Raw genomic sequence first — 18,186 nt, 5'->3', positions numbered from 1 at the left:
GGAAAGTGTGGAGTGATCGGTGATCAGGAAGAGGTCAGATGTTTCCGCGCTTCATTTCCTGGGTGAGGTATTCGGAGGATCTCCACGCCAGCGCCATGACGGACAGGGTGAGGTTCTTGTCCGGGTTGGACGGGAGGATGGAGCCGTCCATGCAGAAGAGGTTCTTCACATCCCAGGTCTGGCCGAAGGAGTTGACGACGGAGCTTTTCGCGTCCGCGCCCATCATGCAGGTGCCCGCCTCATGGATGATCTCGCCCGGTTTTTTCAAGGCGATCTTGCCCGGCTGCGGGTTCGCCTTTCCGCCCATGGCGTCGATGATCTCGGCGAAGGTGTTCTGCATGTGGGTGGCCTGGTTGATCTCGTGGTCGGACCATTTCCAGTGGAATCGCGGGATGGGGATGCCCCACTGGTCCACGCGGTTCGGGTCCAGTTCCATGTAGCAATCCTTGTTCGGGATCATCTCTCCGCGACCGGCGAAGCCGATGTGGGAGCCGTAGTAGCGGCGGGCCTCGTCGTGCAGTTTCTTTCCATACACGCCGGGTGCCTTCGCATCCAGGGTGCCGAAGGAACCCATGTCCGGCATGCTCCGGCCACCGCCGATCTCGATGTGGTAGCCGCGGGCGAAGCCGAGCTTCTCATGCTCCCCGTAGAGCCACCACGGGCTATAGACGTGGTTCCCGCCCGCGCCGTCCTCGCTGTAGGGAGGGATGCTTTCCATGGCCGGGATCTGCGCGCCCAGATTGGTGCCCACGGTGTCCGTCAGGTTCCTGCCAACCTGCCCGCTGGAGTTGGCGATGCCGTTGGGGAAAAGTTCGGACTTCGAGTTCAGCAAAATGCGCGCCGTCTCGCAGGTGCTGGCGGAAATGATGACGACCTTCGCCTTGGCCACCGCGTCCTTGCGCGTCGGCTTGTCGATGTAGTGGACGCCGGTTGCCTTGCCGGAGGAATCGACCAGCACCTCGCGGACCATCGCATCCGTGATGATGTCCAGGTTGCCCGTGGCGAGGGCGGGTGGGATGAGGACGGTGGTGCTCTGGAAGTTCGCACGGATGGAGCAGCCGCGGACGCAGGGCGTGGCCCAGAAGCACGGCGCGCGCATCGACATGTCCGCGCCGACGATTTTCTGCGCCAGCGGGTTGTTCGGGAACATGCGCTTCGCACGGGCCGGGCCGTCGAGCGCCTCGCTCAGTACGGCGCGGTGGATGGGGACCACGGGCACGCCCGCCTTGCGCCCGCCCTTTTTCGCCAGCAGGTCGCCGTGGCGGGGCTTCGGCGGCGGTTGGAGGATGCCCGCCGGGGAGTCCGGAATGTTTTCCATCCCCGTGTTGGTACCGTAGATGCCGACGATGAGTTCCGTCTTGTCGTAGTAGGGCGCGAGATCCTCGTAGGAGATCGGCCAATCGTAGCCCAGGCCATCGCGGGACTTCGGTTTGAAATCGTAGGGTCCGAAGCGGAGGGAAATGCGGCCCCAGTGGTTCGTCCGGCCGCCCAGCATGCGGGGCCGCCACCACCAGAACTCCGCCTCCGTGCCCGGCTTGTCGGAGTAGGGTTCTCCCGGCACCTGCCAGCCGCCGCCCACCGTCGCGTCGTAGTGGCCGAACGGCCGGTCCGGCGTTCCCTTTCCGCGCAGCGGGGCCTGTTCCGGCGTGTTGAACATCGGGGTTTCCGTCACGGGATCGTAGTTCCGGCCTGCCTCCAGCATCAGGACCTTGAAGCCTTCCAGGGCCAGTTGCAGGGCCATCATGCCTCCGCCCGCGCCGGAGCCGACAATGAGGACATCGTAATCGCGGGACGTTTTGCGGTCGGTGAGAATAGCCATGGGTTACGGGATTGCCTTTCAGGCTAGCGGGCGGTGGCGGGATGGAAATGAGGAAATTCGTGTCCCCACTCCCCGAAAGATTTCCGGTAAGATTCCCGGCGGATGCGGTAAGAAAGGAGAATCCATGGCGGAAACCCCACAGACTCCGGAGGAAACGGTCATCTCGCTCATCACGCGGCACCAGCTCGCGCTGTACTCCTACATCCTGTCGCTGCTGCCGGACCGTTCCCTGGCGGACGACGTCCTGCAGGAGACGAACCTGGTCATCTGGAGGAAGGCGGGGGAATACGACGCGGGCAGGCCGTTCATGGCCTGGGCCTGCCGCATCGCGCATTTCCAGGTTCTCGCCGCGCGCAGGGATGCCGCCCGCGACCGCTGCGTTTTCCAGCCGGAACTGGTCGAGCTGCTCGCCACCGAGGACGAGCCGGATCTCGAATCGACCGATGCCATGAACCATGCGCTGCGCGACTGTCTGGAGGAACTGCCGGAGGAGAAGCGCGATCTTATCCTGAACCGCTACCACTCCGGAAGTTCTGTCGCCGGGATGGCGCAGGAGAAGAACCTCACTCCGGGAGCATTGTCCGTGCAGCTCCACCGGATCCGCCAGATGCTGGAAAGTTGTGTGAACGGAAAACTCAACCGCGGCACGCCATGAACATTCCGGACTATGATGCCCCACGTCTCGACCGGCTGATCGCGGATCTGCTGGACGGAACGCTGCCGGACGCGGAGCGGGGTGAGCTGGGGGAGATCCTTGCCGCCTCGCGCCAGGCGCGGGACCACTACCGCTCCAGCGTGCGCATCCATGCCGCGCTCATCCGCCACGCGCCGCCGCTTCCGGTCCGGGAAAGCAAGCCCGTGAGCCGTCCGCTGTGGCCCGTTGCCCTTGCCGCCGCGGCTTGTGTTGCCATCGCCGGATGGATTGCGTTTCCACGGACCGGGGTACCGGTTGCCGTGTTGTCCGGGACGAACGACGCGCAGTGGGGCGGGACAGAACCCGCGGGCGAACTGATGGGCGTGCCTCTGGAACTACGGCGCGGGTTCGCGGAGATCTCTTTCCGCAGTGGGGTCCGTGTCACCGTGGAGGGCCCCTGCCGCTTCAGGGTGAAGGATCTTTCCTCGCTGGAGTTCGGCCATGGCCGCGCGTCGGTGAAGGCTCCGGACAAAAAGCCCGCCGGGTTCGCGTTCCATCTCGATACCCCCGGCGGCAGGCTGACGGATCTGGGGACGGAGTTCGGCGTATCCGTCGGCACCGGTTCGCTGGGAGCGGTGGTGATGACGGAGGTTTTCCATGGCGAGATCGAGGTTCCCTCTGACCATGGTGCGCGCCGCCGGATGCTGGCCGGGGATGCCGCCGCCATCCTGAAGGAAACCGACGGCACGCGGCTGGTCACCACCGTCGGCGACTATCCGGTTGATCTCGGCGACGTCGCCCGGCGTCTGCCCGCCCCGGTGGTCAGGAGGGACTTTTCCGGAAACCTCGCACTCGGAAAGCCGGTCACCACGCCTGCTTATTTGTCGAAGGCCGGTGGCAGTGTCTTTCCTCCCGACAACCTGACCGATGGCCGGCTGAATGACACCGGTTCACCGGGTGATTGGTCTTTCTGGCTCGCGCCGGATGGCGAAACCGGGGAGGCCACCATCGACCTCCTCCAGCCGGAAACCATCGGCAGGGTGGTGTTGCAGAACACGCGCAACCGCAGGAACGGGGACCGTGGCATGAAGGAGTTCGTCATCCGCGTCTCGGAGGACGGTCAGGTTTTCCACGAAGTTCACCGGGGTGAAATGCGGCGCGTGGAGGATGAACCGTCACCTGGTGTGGACTTTCCGTTCGAGACCATTTCGTTCGCTCCGGTGCGTGCGCGCTACGTCATGATCCAGGGCATCAGCCACTATCGCAGCAAGGACCGCCAGCCCTCCCACCGTCACTACGGCTTGCATAGTGGCGGGTTGAACGAGGTCATGATTTTCGTCCCTTGATGGATTTTCGGTAAGATCGGCGGGCCGGGCGGTAATACTCCGGAACCACGAAACCGAAGATCCATGAAATCCATCCGCCATTCCCTTCTGCTCGCCGTGTCATTGGCGGGCGCGCTCCACGCCCAGCAGGCTCAAAAGCCTGCCGATCTCCGCTACTACTATCCTCCGGCCAGGATGGATTCCAAGGAAGTCATCGAGGTGGATGTCTGTGTCTATGGAGGCACGTCCGGCGGGGTCACTGCGGCCGTGCAGGCCGCGCGGATGGGGAAGAAGGCCGTGCTTGTGGAGCTGGGCCGTCATGTGGGCGGCATGACCGCCGGTGGCCTCAGCCATACGGACGGCGGCGGCCCCGCGATCACCGGCGGGCTGGCGAATGAGTTCTACAAGCGGATGGGCAAGCGCCGGAACTTCCGCCCGTCCGAGGCGGAGAACGCCTACCTGGCCCTGCTCAAGGAAGCCGGAGTGAAGGTGCTTTTCGAGCATCCGCTGAAGTCGGCGGAAAAGGATGGGAGCCGCATCACGGAGATCGTCATCGAGAGCGGAACCCGCATCCGGGCGAAGCAGTTCATCGACGCGACCTATGAGGGCGATCTGATGGCGGCGGCGGGGGTTTCCTACACCGTTGGCCGCGAGAGCAACTCGCAGTATGGCGAAACCATCAACGGCGTGATCTACGGGCCGAAGGACAACTTCGACAAACCGGTCGATCCCTACGTGAAACCCGGGGATCCTTCCAGCGGCCTTCTGCCGGGCATCACGGACGGGCCTCCCGGAAAGGTGGGGGAAGGGGACAAGCTCATGCAGGCTTACAATTTCCGCATGTGGCTGGAGCCTGCGGAAAATGCCATCCCGTGGCCGAAGCCCGCGGGCTATGACCCGGGCCGCTATGCCCTGCTCGTTCGTTATATCGCGGCGGGCTGCGACCACACCCGCCTGCACCAGGGGGACAACAACAACCACCATATGTTCAACGGTGCCTATTCCACGGACAACATCGGCATGAACCATCGGTGGCCGGAGGCGGGCCACGCGGAGCGGGAAAAGATCTTCCAGGACCATGTAATCTACCAGCAGGGGCTGATGTATTTCCTGGCGAACGACGAGCAGGTGCCCGCCGCCATCCGGGAGAAGGTGAAGGTGTGGGGGCTGCCGAAGGATGAGTTCACCGGCACCGGCGGCTGGCCGCACCAGCTCTATGTGCGGGAGGCGCGGCGGATGGTTTCCGACTATGTGATGACCCAGCACCACGGGCGCGGCGAGGTGGTCGCGGAGGACGGCATCGCCATCGCTTCCTACCAGATGGACTCGCACAACACCGCCCGCGTGGTGGTGGATGGCAAGGTCCAGAACGAAGGGCAGACCTACGAGGATGTCGCCCGCCCGCTGCCGCTTTCCTACCGCGCCATCACGCCGAAGGAGTCGGAGTGCACGAACCTGTCGGTCATCTTCTGTGTCTCCGCCTCCCACATCGGGCTGAGCACGCTGCGGATGGAGCCGGTGCTGATGATCACCGGCCAGTCCGCCGGAACCGCCGCCGCATTGGCAATCGACGAAGGATGCTCCCTCCAGAAGCTGCCCTATCCGAAACTGCGCGACCGCCTGCTCGCGGACGGCCAGATCCTGATCCCCCCGCCACCGAAGCCGAAGGAGGAGAAGAAGGCGAAATAAGCAGCGGGCTTCTGCTTTTCATAACCGCGAATGGACGCAAATGGACGCGAATGTTGTGATGGGATCGAGCTATCATCGCAGGTTGATTGGAGCGCGGACTTCGGTCCGCCCCGGAGAATCCGCTCTTTGCGAAGCCAAGCGGACTGAAGTCCGCGCTCCGTTAAGGCATGGGTTCATTCCCGTTCATTCGCGGTTGGAAAAATGAGGTCGCGATGACCCTGCTTGTTTCATGGGCGGTGGTGGCGTACGTTTCCGCAACCCATGAGCAGCAACCCCGCGCAGAAGCACCTCCTCCACCTTGAGCTGGCGAAGCTGCTGGAGGCCGGGTTCGGCATCCGCCAGGCCATCGCCACCATTCTCAGGACGAATCCACCGGGCGGCCAGGCGGCGTTGCTGACCGGGGTGGAGGCTTCCATCGCAGCGGGGAAATCCATCTCGGACGCGTTCTCCGCCAGCACCGGGGTGACGGACCTGGAGCGCAGCATCATCGGTGCAGGGGAGCGTGGCGGGCGCATGGCTCAGTCTTTCCGCCATCTGGCGGACTATTTTGAGATGCTGGCGCGGACGCGCAGGCAGGCGGCAAAGGCCATGATCCAGCCGCTGGTGCTCATCCACATGGGCGTGTTCCTCGCGGTGGTTCCCTTCGGACTGATCGCCGGAAAGGGCTGGGGGGAGATCCTGGTGTCCGGTGCCGTCGCACTGGGCTTGCTGTATGGCGGGCTGTTCGTCGCGTGGGTGCTGGTGCGTATGGCTTTGGCTGCGGCCCCCGGAAATGCGGCGGTGGATTCCCTCATCAACCGCATCCCCACCGTCGGCGCGGCCCGGCGGGCGATGGCGATGGCGCGCTTCGCCCGCGTCTATCACACCGGGCTGCTGGCCGGACTTTCCATGAGCGAGACGGTTTCCATCTCGCTGGACGCCACGCAGAGCGGCGTCCTGCGGGAGGCGGGCAGGGAGCTCCTCATCACGGCGGAGACGGGCGGACCGCTCGGCCCCGTGTTCGCCCGGCATGACGCCTTTCCGTCCGCGTTCGCCCGTTCGTATGAGACGGCGGAGGAGGCCGGCGGGCTGGACCATGATCTCGCCCGCTGGGCGAAATACTACCAGGAGGATGCCGTCCACCGCGTGGAGGTGGCCGCAGCCACCATCCCCAGGGTGCTCTACACCCTCATCCTGATCTTCGTCGCGTGGAAGATCATCAGCTTCTTCCTCAGCTACTACAACATGCTCGACCACATCGAGGACTACGGGTCGGACCCGTCCGCGGAGTGAAAGCTGGTGCTCCTCCCCCAGCCGCCTATGCTCCGGCCATGGCGTTCGGCGAATTTGGTCTCGATGCGGAAATCCTCCGCGGCATCCGGAAGGCGGGCTATACCCGGCCCACCCCCATCCAGGCCGCCGCCATCCCGCATGTGATGCGGGGGGATGACCTCACCGCCATCGCCCAGACAGGCACGGGAAAGACCGCCGCCTTCCTGCTGCCCATGCTCAACCGCTACCGGCTGCTGCATGTGGACGGGCAGCTCCGCGGGACGAAGGCGCTGATCCTCGCCCCGACCCGGGAGCTGGCCCTGCAGATCCACGCGAACATCCGCACCTTCAGCGAGCACCTGCCCATCCGCGCCGCAGCCATCTACGGCGGGGTGGAGGAGGAGGTCCAGCTCAGGGCGCTGCGGAGAGGGGTCCACATCGTCATCGCAACGCCCGGACGCCTGATGCACCTGGCGAAGGAGCTGCACCTGCATTTTTCCGAACTCGAGACCCTGGTGCTGGATGAGGCGGACCGCATGCTCGACATGGGGTTCCTCAAGGATATCGAGACCATCGTCTCCAACCTGCCGCCACGAAGGCAGACGCTCATGTTTTCCGCCACCTTCCCCAGGGAGATCGAGGGGCTTTCCCGGAGGTTCCAGCACCACCCGAAGATGGTCCGCATCGGCGACCAGTCGAACCCGGCTGATACCGTCAGGCAGTCCATCTATGAGGTGCCGAATCACCTGAAGGGACCGATGCTGCTGGAACTGCTGGAGCAGCCCGGCTTCACCAGGGTGCTGGTCTTCACCCGGATGAAGGACGGCGCGAACCGCGTTTTCGACCTGCTGCAGAAGGGGAGCGTCCAGGTGGCGAAGCTCCACTCCAGCCGCTCCCAGGAGCAGCGCATCAAGGCGCTCCAGGACTTCAAGGACGGAAAGGTCCGCGTGCTGGTGGCGACGGACATCGTCGGACGGGGCATCGACATCGAGGGCGTGACCCATGTGGTGAACCATGATTTCCCGGTGAACCCGGAGGACTACATCCACCGCATCGGCCGGACGGGGCGGGCGGAGATGACGGGGGAGGCCATCAGCTTCGTGCCGCCGGGGGATCTCAACCTCCTCCATATCCTGGAGATGGCCATCGGCATGAAGCTTCCGCGGAAGCGGTTGAAAAACTTCAACTACAACGCCCGCTCCCAGCCGCCCGCCGCCGGTGAAAAGCCCGCGAAGCGCGACTGGCGGAAGCGCACCCGCGACATGGAGGCGAAGAAGGCCGCCGCCGCGAAGCCCGGCCAGAGTGGTCCCGGCAAGTTCCGCAAGGAGGCCAAGCCCGGCCCACCGAAGGCCAAGCCTGATTTCTCGAAGACAACCTCACCCCGCAAGCCCCATGTGGATCCAGCGGCTCCGGAAAGAAAGCCGGGCGACGAACCCTTCGCGAAGTTCCGTAGGAAAAAGTCCTGAGCCCCCGGTGGATCATCAATCCGGGCGGTCTGTCCGGCTTCCCTGATCAATTTGGGAATTGCTTCGGTCCTGGAGATGGGTTAGTCACGTCGGCAGTAACTTCCCCCGGTTATGAAATACCCACTCGCCCTGCTGCTTGCCGCGGCATGTGTCACCCCGCTTGCGTTGCAGGCGCGGGATGACGTTCCGACCAATACCCGCCTGGACTCCCCGGCTGGTGGCTATCATGCGATCACCGCGCAGCCTGCGTTCGTGGAATTCCATGACGGTGGGAAGGTCCCCGCCGGTCCGGGCGGTGATGTCGGGGTGAATGTGAGGGAGGTGTCCGTGGCGGTGGTGCCGGAACCCGGCCTGGCGGGGTTGCTGGGAATCCTCGGGGCCATCCTCCTGCTGCGCCGTCGCGGTTGAGGAGGGGGATCAAGGGAGGGGAGCGGCCGGAACGCCCGGTTTTTCAGATCATGGATGGCCTTTCTGAGGAAAGCCGGGTAGGTTGCACTACCCAATCGGGTTGTTGCCAAGCGATATGGAGATCGGCACGTTTGGCCGGAAGGTGCCCGATCCGCACCCTCAGAACCGCTTCCAAGTTATGAAGAACCCATTTGGATTCCTGCCCGTTTTCGCCGCGACCGTCCTGCTCGGGACGCTCACCTGCGGCGCCAACCTCGTGACGAACGGGGATTTTGAAAAATCAGGTGAGGGGGATTGGCCGGCGGATTGGGCGAAGCCGAATGCGGGCGGCTCCTGGGGGAAGGAAGACGCGAACCGTTTCCTCCGTCTCGCCAGCCCCGCACCGGGGACCAACGTGATGATCTACCAGGAATACAAGATCCCGGAAGGGACCCGTGCCCTGGAGCTGAAATGGAAGCAGCGGGTGAGCGGTCTGAAGGTAGGCAAGCAGAAGTGGTTCGACGCGCGGATCATGATGGAATTTTCCAATGCGGAGCGCCTCAAGGTGGCAGGCACACCTCCCGCGCCCGCCACCAACCGTGATACCGACGGCTGGGTGGAGAAAAGCGTCTCCTTTCTCGTCCCGGAAGGTGCGGTGTATCTGAAGTTCATGCCGGCCCTGTTCCAGGCGGAGGCTGGTACGTTCGACCTGGACAACATCTCCATCGAAAAGACCGACCCCAAGCCGCTCGAGGAAGAGAAGAAAGCGAAGGACGAGGAAAAAGCCCGCAAGGCCGCCGAGACCGCCGCGAAGCGCCAGGCGAAGGCCGCGGAGGTGCTGGCCGCCACGGGCAACCTCATCACCAACGGAGACTTCCAGACGGAGTCGAAGGGCAAGTCGGGCGGCCCGGAGGGCTGGGGTGTGCTGAAGGGCGACAAGACGTGGGGCCAGGAAGGGGCGAACCGCTACGCCACGCTGAAATCCCCCGCTCCGGACAAGATGGTGTCCCTCTACCGCACCGTGGATGTGCCTGCGGGCGTGAAGGCGCTGGAGCTTTCCTGGAAACAGCGCATCACCGGCCTGAAGAAGGGCAAGATGCCGTGGTTCGACGCGCGGATCATGATGGACTGGCATGACGCCGGTGGAAAGAAACTGGGCGTCGCGTCGCCGGCGTTCACCCAGAAGGACACCGAGGGGTGGGTGGAGCGCAACAAGAGCTTTCTGGTGCCGGAGGGGGCAGTCACCCTCGTCATGATGCCGTCACTATTCCAGGTCACGACCGGAACCTTTGACATCGATGACATGGTCCTCAAGCCGACCGATCCCGAGATCCTTTACGCCCAGCAGCGTGCGAATGAGGAGGCGGAACGTATGCGCCACGTCGATTTCGAAGAACCGAAGAAGGACAAATGGCCGCTGCCGCTCAAGGTGGTGGGCAACCGCCTGCATGACCCGTCCGGAAAGGAAGTGTGGCTCCAGGGTGTGAACCCCGGTGGTCTGGAAACCCTGCCCCATGACAAGCAGGTGCTGAAAAGCACCGTGGTCGCACTCGACGAGTGGAAGGCCAACTGCCTCCGCCTGCCCATGAACGAGATGTTCTGGTTCGGCCGCAGCCCGATGCAGAAGGACGGCGGAAAGGAATACCGCGAGCGCATCGACCAGATCATCACACTGACCGCGAACCGTGGTGGCTACCTGGTGCTGGACCTGCACCGCTTCCGCGCGCCGAAGCAGGAGCACGCGGACTTCTGGAAGGATGCCGCGGAGCGCTACAAAAACCATCCGGCGGTGATCTTCGACCTGTTCAACGAGCCCTACGGCATCGACTGGAAAACGTGGCGGGATGGTGGCTTCGTCGCCAACCAGGGCAAGATCACGGATGAATCCGCCTTCCTTTCCGAGGAGGAGAAGAAGAAGAACCAGGGCTTCGAGTCCGTGGGCATGCAGGCGCTGTTGGACGCCGTCCGCAGCACCGGCGCGAAGAACCTCGTCGTCGTGGGCGGCCTCACATGGTCCAGCGACCTGCGCGGCATCACCGAGGGCTACGCCCTGGATGACCGCGGTGGCAACGGCATCATCTACGGCTGGCACATCTACAACTGGCACAAGGACTGGGAGAAACTGATGCTCGCTGCGGCGATGAAGCACCCGATCCTCATCGGTGAGACCGGCGCTGACACCAAGAAGCTCAACTTCATCCCCAAGGAAGCCCAGGAGGCTCCGGAAACCTGGGTGCCCGACATGCTCGGCTTCATCCAGAAGCACAAGCTGAACTGGACCGGCTGGTGCTTCCACCCCGGCGCCTCCCCGGTCATGATTTCCGACTGGAAATACACCCCGACCCCATGGGGTGCGATGGCCAAGGAGGCCCTCGCCGGCAAGCAATTCGAACTGAAGCGCACACGCTGAGTAACGGAGGGAGGAACGAGGCTGCCACGTTCCTCCCATTTCCCACCGAGGCAGTGGCGTGATCCGCACCGGAATTTAATCAGATTCCGGTGCGTTTTGCATTTGCCCTCTAGGTGGCAGGGATGGGGTCTCCAAATGCCCTTATATTTAAGGAAAATTAACCGTTTATTGAATAATTCTCATTATTTCGGATTTTTGTAAAATTTGACGCCATGATTGAACGAGTGCGCGGGCGAGGGTGTCTGAACCGCCGAGACCTATGAAATCACTCCTGACTTCCTGCGTTTCCCCCCACGCTTCCTGCCACTATCGCATCGAGTCCGAAAGGAACATGCACATCGAGGAATATACGGGAAAGGTGGGCCTGGACGACCTCAGGGGTCTGGCCTCCGTCATGGCGGAGGACCCGGAGTGCCAGGAGTCGAACAACCGCCTGGTGGACCTGAGCGGTGCGGATCTGGAGCTGAGCAGTGATGAAGTGCTGCGCTACGCCCTCATCATGCGGTCCGGAAAATCCCGCCCGGTGGGCTGGCATGCTTTCGCCGTGAAGGATGCCGCCGCATTCTCGCTGGTGCGGATGCTTTCCCATTGGGCGCGTGTGAGCGACCGCTGCCGCATCTTCTCCTCGCGGGATGAAGCGGAGCGCTGGCTGGAGGTGAACTCCCGCACTGCGGTTGCTTCCGTGCCCGCCGCCGTGGCTTGAGCGCGGTAAAAGGATCGACTTGGCTGCGGTCCTTCCTATCAGTGGGGGTCTGATGCATTCCCAAGAAGTCGCGCCACCGGCACCCCTGCTCCTCCGTATTCCGGAGGTCTTCGCGGATCTCGTTCCGGAGATCCTTGAAGGCTTGGATGTCCGCTCCATCAAGCGCCTGGGGTCGGAGTATTTCCTCGTGAATGCGGGGCGGGCGGACATCCGGGGTTCCGACTACGGGAAGTTCGTCAGATGGTATCTGCCGGTCGAGCACAGTTGGCCATGCAATCCTGAGAAAATGACCGGCTTCGTGGAGAAGGCCGCGCAGGGACTTTTGAAAAAATTCGGGGACCGGAAACCGCAGGCGGTTCTGATGGGCCAGCTCGACCCGAGCGCATCCGGCCGCTACTACAAGACGCTGGCATCGAACCTGCGCGGGCGGACGCTCCAGGTTTTTCCATCGATGGAGGTGGGTTCCGCGGAGGAACAGCATTCGGGCCGTGGGAGCCTCTTCTGTCTCGTCGGAAAAGAAGGGCTGTTCTGCGGTGTGATCCCGCCGAAGGCGGCGAACGGCTTCCATCCCGGTGGAACGAAGTACATCTCCCAGAATGCGGAGGACACCATCAGCCGTGCCGGTGCGAAGATCGCGGAGGCGCTGCACTACCTGCGCCTCCATCTGCCGGAACTCCCGGCGGGTGGGCGGTGGCTGGAGCTGGGTGCCAGCCCCGGGGGGATGACCTCGGAACTGTTGAAACGCGGCTTCCATGTGACCGCGGTGGACCGCGCGGTTCTGGATGCCCGTCTGGCGGATGCCAGGAACCTGCGGTTCCTCCGCGGGGACGTCGCCACTTTCGTTCCGGAGAAAGGCGCTTCCTATGATGCCATCTTGTCCGACATGAATGGCAAGCCGCGCGATGCCTTCCACCAGGTCGCCCGTCTGTCCGTTTTCCTGAAGCCCGGGGGACTCATCGTTTTCACCCTGAAAACGACCGCCGTGGAATCCGCCGCCGCGATCAACGAACTCCACCGCGCGGTCCTGAAAGATGCGGCGGAAGCAGGGCTGACCCCGGTGGCCTGCACCCATCTCACTTATAACAGGCAGGAATTCACCCTGTTCTTCCGCAGGGCGAATGCGTGATTTTTTTACAGCACGTTGAATAATCCGTGCGAACTTCCGTCATAGATGATGTAACCCTACTGAAAGGCCATGAAATCAATCATTCTCAAAACCGTCGCGGTTCTCACCGCCGTCATCGCCACCACTTCGTGCATGACGACCTATGACGCCTACGGACGCCCTGTGCAGTCCGTCGACCCAGCCGCCGCCACCGCCGGTGTCGTGGCTGCAGGGGTGCTTGGATACGCCGTCGCCAACAAGAGGAGCGACCGCCATCACCATCACCACTACGACCGCGGCTACTACCGTCCGCGCTACCGCGGCCACTATCACCACTGATCTTTCCTGATCGAAGGAAAACCCGGAGGAGTCCATCCTCCGGGTTTTTCCGTAAGGAGGGAGGACACTCCTGTCCTCCGGCTGCAACCGGAACCCATAGCAAAGGGATTCTAGGCGGAAATCAGCCCTTCTCAGCATCGGGCGATTGTCGTAGGGGGCAGAAGCGGGTTATCAATGAGGAGAGGCCCCCGCTTCTCGTTTCATGGAAATGGAAGAAAGACTGCGGGGAGAAGGGGGGGGAGGACCTTCCGCCGATTCTTTGCGACCTTCGCAGCGAATCTTTTGATGATTCGCCAATGCCGCCGGTGGACAAGAGTGTCCACCCTCCTTACTCAAGGAATTTCGAGATCGTTTCCTTGGCGTGCCTGAGGTTCGCGGCGGGGTCGTTTTTGCCGGACTTCTCCAGCTCTCCCGCGTATTCGAAGTGTTCGGCGTAGAGCTTGCCTCCGTCGTCGTCCTCGTCGCGGAGGGTGAAGGTGGCGCGGTCGGCCATGGTCTTCGTCCAGGTTTCCCGCACGTCCTTCCAGTAGTTGGCGGTCTTCTCCCAGTATTTGTCGAAGGCGGAGGCCAGTTCCGGTTTGGTGATCTCCTCGTAGCGGTTCACACCCAGTTCCGCGCCCAGGTAGGTGCGTTTGCCGTCCGGGTCCACCTGCAGCTTGCGGTTGTTCTGGAGGTGCACCCAGCCGTTCGGGGTGATGGTGATTTCGTGGAAGCCCTCCAGCACGTTGTAGTCCTTCCGCACGGAGTGTTCGCGGCGGGGCAGGGGACGCGGGCAGTTGTCGCTCTGCCAACTGTGGAGCACGCCGTCGTGCGTCCAGCCGCCCATCACCTCATAGCGGGGGGAGTCATCCACCTGGTAGACCGCCTGTGACCAGCGGCCTTCCGGGCGGGTGGCGGCGGCTTTTTTCCACGTCTTGTTGCCGGTGAACTCATGCAGTTCCTTGTCCTGCCAGGTCCAGTCCTGCCGCCAGTGCTTCATCACGTGCGGTCCCTGTTCCTTGCCGTCCTTGTCTTTGAAATACATCACCAGCGCGTGCTGGAGGCTGATGAACCCGCCCTTGTCCTCCAGCACCATCACGTGCTCCGTGGCCCAGGAGAAATACGGACGCATGGGCTTGAACTCCTCTTTGAAACCGAGCGATTCGATGAAGTCGAAGCCGACACGATAGCTGCCCGCCATGGCGAGGATGGCGCGGCGGTCCTGCTCGAATTTGGCGAGGCCCGGCTCGTTGAGTTTTTTCCACGCATCCTTCGCTCCGGGGGCGAGGGTGACGTCCGCGCCCTTGGACGTGCCGCCGCGCGGGATCATTTCCTTCCACTCCATGAACGGCCACGCGAAGACATGGCCGGTGGATTTCTCCTCTTTGGGCACCTTGGTCGCGGCTTCGTCGGTGGCGGCCTCTTCCGCCTTCTCCTTGGCGGTGGTTTCCTTTTCAGGGGCTTTTTCCGCATGGGCGGCGCCTTGGAGCACCAGCAGGGTGGAGAGGAGGATCGGGAGAGGTTTCATGGGCAGGGTTCCAGATTAGCGCACGGGCACCGTATCTCAACGGGATTCAGTGACGGGATCTTGCCGGAAAATGGCGGTGGGTTGCCCTGGCGGGGACGGTGGCGCCTCATTGCGGGGCAAGCACCAGCGGCTCCACCAGGATGCCGATCAGGAAGATGCCCATGATGACGAAAGACAGAAGGCACCCCGCGATGAAGAGTGCGGTCCGCAGCCATGGCTGCGGATTGCCTTTGAAAAGGAGCGCGCGCAGATAGAGCTCCGCCAGCGGACCGCCGAAAAAACCGGCGTTCGCAGCCAGACCGCACATGAGTCCGGCGGCGGTCAGAGTCGGCCATGGTGCGAATTCCCTTGCGACGCCGACGGCCAGCACGCCGATGCCGGGCAGGAGCATGACGCCGTTGTAAAGAAGCCGCCGCTTCTCCCAGCCTTTCACCAGTTCGCCAAGGGCGGAAACCGACGCCGGCTCGACGGCGGCGGCGGAAGCCGGGGTGGCGTAGGGGTTGGCGGGATTCATGGAGAGGGCGGCGTGAATCAAGTCACAGTCCCAGCACCTTCGGCGCGCTGGCATTTCCGTATCGGTCCAGCGCGGTGACGGCGACGACATCCGCCCGCTGGGTGGTGATGCCCTGGTGGCCGGCCGGGAAGATGCCCACCACGCGCCACTGACCACCACTGCGGGTCTGCACCAGCACCCTCGCCGTGCCATCCCCCGGCACCCAGCGGATGAACGTCCCTTTTCCACTCACGGAGGAGGCCACGCCCGGAGCCGGGGGCAGCTTGTTGTTGACCCATGGCATCGGCGGCACGGCGGCAGACTGGGTGTAGGTCCCGGAGAGCCGGGTGGCGATGCCGCCCTGGTTTTTCACCAGCGACTTCGCGCTCCAGTGGATGTGGCCGTTCCAGTTCCTGCCGATGCGGCGGCTGGTGTCGATCTGGTTGGTGATCTCCGACGCGGGGCGGCCGGGATCTTCCGAGGAGTTGATGCGCGAGGTGGCGATGCCCGGCCAGACCGGGCGGCTGCCCTGCTGCCGCCACCATGAAAGCAGGTGGGAGAAGCTCTGCTTGCGCGGCTGTTCACGCCAGTAGAGCTGTGGGGCCAGGTAGTCCACCCAGCCGTTCTTCAGCCACTTCCGGGAATCACCCGCGAGCTGCTCATAGGAGTCGATGCCCGCCTCGATGCCTTCCGGCACGCCGGGCCGCCAGATGCCGAACGGGCTGATGCCCACCCGCACCCACGGCTTCTGCCGCTTCACCGCCGAGTAAAGGTTGTTAACAAACCCATCCACGTAGCTGCGGCGCTCCGCCGGGGACTTCCCGTCGGGGAACCTCAATCCTCCCGATGGATAGGGATAGAAATAGTCGTCCAGGTGGACGCCGTCGATGTCGTAGCGCCGCACCACGTCCATGATCACGTTGAGCGCGCGGGCCCGTGTTTCCGGAAGCGCCGGATCACACCACACCATCGATCCGAACTTTTTGGTGATGTGCGGCGCGGAGCGGGTCACGTGGTTGCCGGAAACCGCCTGCGAGGTGCTGCTCAGCGCGCGGAAAGGGTTGAACCACGCATGCACCTCGATGCCCCTCGCATGGGCCTCGCGGATGGTGAAAGCCAGCGGATCGTAGCCGGGGTTCGCCCCCATCTTTCCGGTGAGGAAGGAGGACCACGGCTCGATGCTGGAGTGGTAGAGGGCGTCGCATTGGGGCCGCACCTGGAAGATGACGGCGTTGATCTTCATGCCGGCCAGGCGGTCGAGCATGCTCCGCATCTCCGCCTGCTGGGCGCCGGCGGACATGCCCTTGGTGCTGGGCCAGTCGATGTTGTGGACGGTGGCGATCCATGCCGCGCGGAATTCGCGGGGAAAGGGCGGTGGCTTCACATCCACCGGTGCGTAGTTCTGGGCGGGGGAAAGGGAGGCGAATGTGAGGAAAAGGAAAGCTGCCAGACGGAACATGGGCCGAGTATGGCCCCATTCGTCCCGCGGGGCAAGCTGCGGTGGCTCCACCCGCACGGTTCGGTCCGCTTCATCATCGCGGGAAAAATGTTGGATTCATCCGCAATGTGGACGGGTTCCCACATGGCGTTCCGGTGAACCCACGGTTATTGCCGCGCGCGGGGCCGGACGACCGAAAGATTGCTTGCGGCGGGGTGGTAGGGATACCCCAAGATCATGAAGATGAACCTCCTCTCCACGACCGCTTTCCTCTCGCTGGCCACGCTTTCCATCCTTCATGCCGAGTCCGGCCCCGGCTGGATCACCTATGAGCCGAAGGGCGATGTCAAAAAGGGCAAGGAAGTCGTGCTGCTCGCCGGTGATGAGGAATACCGCTCGGAGGAATCCCTGCCCATGCTGGCGAAGATCCTGAGCGAGCGCCATGGCATCAAGGCGACGGTCCTGTTCTCCTACAGCGGCGACGGCGTGATCGACCCGAATGCGGGTGGCTCGCTCGGCAAGCCGGAGGCCCTGGACTCCGCGGACGCCGTCGTGCTCGGCCTGCGCTTCCGCCACTGGCCGGATGATGCGATGAAGAAATTCGAGGGGGCGGTGAACCGTGGCGTGGGCATCGTCGCGCTGCGCACCAGCACGCATGCCTTCAATTTCCCGAAGGAGAGTCCGTGGACGTCGTGGTCATGGAACAACCAGGGTGGTTTCGGAAAGAAAGTGCTCGGTGAAACCTGGGTGACCCACTGGGGTTCCCACGGCAAGCAGGCCACCCGTGGTGTGGTCGAGCCGGGGGCGGAGAAAAACCCGCTGCTCAACGGCGTGTCCGATGTCTTCGGTGACACCGATGTTTATGAAGCCTATCCGCCGCAGGACGCCACCATCCTCCTCCGCGGTCTGGTGCTGGAGAGCATGGAAAAGGACGCGAAGGCGCTGGAGGGCGAGAAGGCCCGCGCCACGGACAAGCAGAAACAGCCCATCAATGATCCGGCCATGCCGGTCGCCTGGAGCCGCGAGGTGAAGAACGGGGCGGGCACCACCAACAAGGTCGTGACCACCACCATGGGTTCCGCCAGCGACCTGGTGAACGAGGGGCTCCGCCGCCTGGTCGTGAACTCCGTCCTCTGGGGCCTCGGTGAGACCGTGCCGGAGAAGGCGGATGTCGCCATCGTCGGCGGATTCACCCCGACCAAATATTCCTTCGACGGATTCAAGAAAGGCGTGAAAGCCGCGGATCTGAAATGATCTGCCGGGTCACGGTCCGGAGTTGCGGGCGGTGGTTGCTTTCCTAACAGGAGGTGCTATGGCGGGGGGGTGAAGTTCCTCCCCGGTTTGCTGGCCCTGCTTTTCCTCACCGGATGCTCCCTGAGGCATCCCATCACTGTCTCTGATGAAACGGATGAGATCCACGTCAACCGCCGGTCGAAGCTGTCGGTGGCCACGGTGCAGCAGATCGCCGATGCCCGTGGCGGCAAGGAAGACGGGGAAGTCTGGCATGTGGACCGCCTGAAGGGCGACGTCAGGATCCGCAAGTCCCGCGACGGCTCCAACCCGGACGATGACGTGGAACTGTGGTTCCGCGACGAGGACGGATCGTGGATGCAGCGGTAG

At 63.5% G+C, this 18,186-nt stretch carries 16 protein-coding genes; 12 read left to right on the top strand and 4 right to left on the bottom strand.

Features of this window, described 5'->3' with window-relative positions:
* Window positions 1–34: 34 nt before the first annotated feature.
* The gene (locus OVA24_RS18775) at window positions 35–1,819 is read right to left on the bottom strand and encodes a GMC family oxidoreductase (protein WP_267671658.1); all 1,785 of its coding nucleotides are present in this window, start codon (window positions 1,817–1,819) and stop codon (window positions 35–37) included.
* Window positions 1,820–1,943: 124 nt separating this feature from the next.
* On the opposite strand from OVA24_RS18775, the gene OVA24_RS18770 reads away from it, so the two are divergent.
* The 10 genes from OVA24_RS18770 (at window position 1,944) to OVA24_RS18725 (ending at window position 13,128) form a co-directional block, all read left to right on the top strand.
* On the top strand, window positions 1,944–2,474 hold the full coding sequence (locus tag OVA24_RS18770) for a sigma-70 family RNA polymerase sigma factor (RefSeq protein WP_267671657.1): 531 nt from the start codon (window positions 1,944–1,946) through the stop codon (window positions 2,472–2,474).
* Window positions 2,471–3,799, top strand: coding sequence for a discoidin domain-containing protein (locus OVA24_RS18765; protein WP_267671656.1), 1,329 nt, complete (start codon window positions 2,471–2,473; stop codon window positions 3,797–3,799). The genes OVA24_RS18770 and OVA24_RS18765 overlap by 4 nt, the downstream gene beginning before the upstream one ends.
* A 63-nt stretch (window positions 3,800–3,862) precedes the next feature.
* Window positions 3,863–5,467, top strand: a complete 1,605-nt coding sequence (locus OVA24_RS18760; protein ID WP_267671655.1) for an FAD-dependent oxidoreductase — start codon at window positions 3,863–3,865, stop codon at window positions 5,465–5,467.
* A 261-nt stretch (window positions 5,468–5,728) separates the two neighbouring features.
* Complete coding sequence (locus tag OVA24_RS18755) at window positions 5,729–6,739, top strand: type II secretion system F family protein (protein ID WP_267671654.1); 1,011 nt, start codon at window positions 5,729–5,731, stop codon at window positions 6,737–6,739.
* A gap of 38 nt (window positions 6,740–6,777) precedes the next feature.
* Window positions 6,778–8,184 (top strand): DEAD/DEAH box helicase, encoded by a 1,407-nt coding sequence (locus OVA24_RS18750; RefSeq protein ID WP_267671653.1) that lies wholly within the window; start codon window positions 6,778–6,780, stop codon window positions 8,182–8,184.
* A 111-nt stretch (window positions 8,185–8,295) separates the two neighbouring features.
* Window positions 8,296–8,592 carry a PEP-CTERM sorting domain-containing protein gene (locus OVA24_RS18745; RefSeq protein WP_267671652.1) on the top strand — a complete coding sequence of 99 codons (297 nt, stop codon included), beginning with the start codon at window positions 8,296–8,298 and terminating at the stop codon, window positions 8,590–8,592.
* A 178-nt stretch (window positions 8,593–8,770) separates the two neighbouring features.
* The gene (locus OVA24_RS18740) at window positions 8,771–10,981 is read left to right on the top strand and encodes a glycoside hydrolase family 5 protein (protein ID WP_267671651.1); all 2,211 of its coding nucleotides are present in this window, start codon (window positions 8,771–8,773) and stop codon (window positions 10,979–10,981) included.
* A 259-nt stretch (window positions 10,982–11,240) separates the two neighbouring features.
* On the top strand, window positions 11,241–11,684 hold the full coding sequence (locus OVA24_RS18735) for a hypothetical protein (protein ID WP_267671650.1): 444 nt from the start codon (window positions 11,241–11,243) through the stop codon (window positions 11,682–11,684).
* Window positions 11,685–11,736: 52 nt separating this feature from the next.
* Window positions 11,737–12,810 carry an SAM-dependent methyltransferase gene (locus tag OVA24_RS18730; protein ID WP_267671649.1) on the top strand — a complete coding sequence of 358 codons (1,074 nt, stop codon included), beginning with the start codon at window positions 11,737–11,739 and terminating at the stop codon, window positions 12,808–12,810.
* A 69-nt stretch (window positions 12,811–12,879) separates the two neighbouring features.
* Entirely contained in the window at window positions 12,880–13,128 is a 249-nt protein-coding gene (locus tag OVA24_RS18725; RefSeq protein WP_267671648.1) for a hypothetical protein, read from the top strand.
* A 328-nt stretch (window positions 13,129–13,456) separates the two neighbouring features.
* Here OVA24_RS18725 and OVA24_RS18720 read toward each other — a convergent pair whose 3' ends face one another.
* The 3 genes from OVA24_RS18720 to OVA24_RS18710 all read right to left on the bottom strand — a co-directional run bounded on the left by OVA24_RS18720 (window position 13,457) and on the right by OVA24_RS18710 (window position 16,587).
* Window positions 13,457–14,635: a DUF6607 family protein gene (locus OVA24_RS18720; RefSeq protein ID WP_267671647.1), complete on the bottom strand. Its 1,179-nt coding sequence runs from the start codon at window positions 14,633–14,635 to the stop codon at window positions 13,457–13,459.
* A 106-nt stretch (window positions 14,636–14,741) separates the two neighbouring features.
* Window positions 14,742–15,149: a hypothetical protein gene (locus OVA24_RS18715; RefSeq protein ID WP_267671646.1), complete on the bottom strand. Its 408-nt coding sequence runs from the start codon at window positions 15,147–15,149 to the stop codon at window positions 14,742–14,744.
* 22 nt (window positions 15,150–15,171) lie between these two features.
* The gene (locus tag OVA24_RS18710; RefSeq protein WP_267671645.1) at window positions 15,172–16,587 is read right to left on the bottom strand and encodes a glycoside hydrolase family 10-like protein; all 1,416 of its coding nucleotides are present in this window, start codon (window positions 16,585–16,587) and stop codon (window positions 15,172–15,174) included.
* Window positions 16,588–16,803: 216 nt separating this feature from the next.
* On the opposite strand from OVA24_RS18710, the gene OVA24_RS18705 reads away from it, so the two are divergent.
* Window positions 16,804–17,820 carry a ThuA domain-containing protein gene (locus OVA24_RS18705; RefSeq protein ID WP_267671644.1) on the top strand — a complete coding sequence of 339 codons (1,017 nt, stop codon included), beginning with the start codon at window positions 16,804–16,806 and terminating at the stop codon, window positions 17,818–17,820.
* Between the two features lie 69 nt (window positions 17,821–17,889).
* Window positions 17,890–18,186: a hypothetical protein gene (locus tag OVA24_RS18700; RefSeq protein ID WP_267671643.1), complete on the top strand. Its 297-nt coding sequence runs from the start codon at window positions 17,890–17,892 to the stop codon at window positions 18,184–18,186.

This window comes from Luteolibacter sp. SL250, assembly GCF_026625605.1.
GTDB lineage: Bacteria > Verrucomicrobiota > Verrucomicrobiia > Verrucomicrobiales > Akkermansiaceae > Luteolibacter.
Note: the sequence above shows the minus strand (reverse complement) of the source record. Positions and strands in the feature narration are given on the sequence as shown.